The sequence below is a fragment of the Oleiphilus sp. HI0067 genome (genome assembly GCF_001635735.1).
The window spans coordinates 1-1,177 of sequence record NZ_LWFI01001097.1 but is presented as its reverse complement, the minus strand read 5'-3'; the positions used below and the strand labels follow the sequence as shown (position 1 = coordinate 1,177).

Sequence of the window (1,177 nt, the reverse complement as noted above, 5' to 3'; positions counted from 1 at the left end):
GCACGCCACGATTAACCCAGAGCGCCAGCCCATAAACAGCCACACAACGAGTAATACGGCAATCATGCCCGCCATCAAGTTTTGACCAAGGCTCTGCAAACGATCTTTGGTATAGCTCGCCTGCTCAAACACCTCATCCAAGGAGACAACCCCACCGGTCTCTGCCTCAACTGACCTCAGCACATTTTTAACCGACGCAGTCCAAGGATTAATCTGACTTGAAACTTCGATACGCGCTGCGACCAATATGACGCGATCACCATCAACACGCATGATGTTATCTTCTGGTTTAGAGTAACTTTTTTCGACAGTAGCTATATCACGCAACAATACGTCACCACTGGTGCTTTTCACTGGCAACTGTCGAATACGATCAAGCGAGTCAAACTCGCCACGCACTTCTATAGCGCTAAATACTTTGTCGCTCAACAGACGACCCGCAACTTCTTTGGAGTCGGATGCTTCAACAATCGCCGCTAACTCTTGAACCGTCATCCCTAGTTCGGCTAATTCATAGGGTTCTACATATATTTGCACTGTCTCATCTGGCGCGCCATGTAAACTGACATACTCAGTACCTGGAACCGCTTCAATGCGATCTTTCAATATTTGCGAAATGCGATTCATAATATCGAGCTGAGGCGCACCTTCGCCCTGCCACTTCACAGCTGTAATCAAGGTATATGCATATGCGATGTTCTCTTCTTCGATAATCTTTGGAACAGAAGCTTGTGGCGGGAGCTTACGGCTCGCATCTTTAATGCGATCTCTCACGCGAGAAATCAGCTGTTGGTTGGTTTGAGAGGTAACTCTATCTTCGAGTTCCACAGCTAGAACCGAAACATTACTACGAGACGTTGAATTAATCGTTTTGATCTCAGAAATGCTCGCTAACTCAGACTCAAGCACTTCAGTAATTGAAGATTCAACCAGCCTTGCCGATGCACCCGGAAACTCTGTCACAACAGAAATAAAGCGTTGTGTAATACGAGGATCTTCGATCTTAGGTAGCGCAAACCAAGCAGATAAACCTGCGGCGCAAATCACAATCAAGGTCATCAACAAAAGATGGGGATTTTCATAAAACGCAGCACTGACAGAGCTTAAGCGTGATCCAGATTTCTGCATTACTGGGCTCCTACGATCACGGCGTTTTGATCGGCATATCGGACTTTTT

The 1,177-nt window shown here is 46.5% G+C and carries 1 protein-coding gene; it reads right to left on the bottom strand.

The window, feature by feature from the left end; genetic code table 11:
- A partial coding sequence (locus A3739_RS15805) for an efflux RND transporter permease subunit (RefSeq protein ID WP_197472358.1) occupies positions 1 to 1,128 on the bottom strand: 1,128 nt, incomplete at its 3' end.
- Positions 1,129 to 1,177 lie beyond the last annotated feature (49 nt).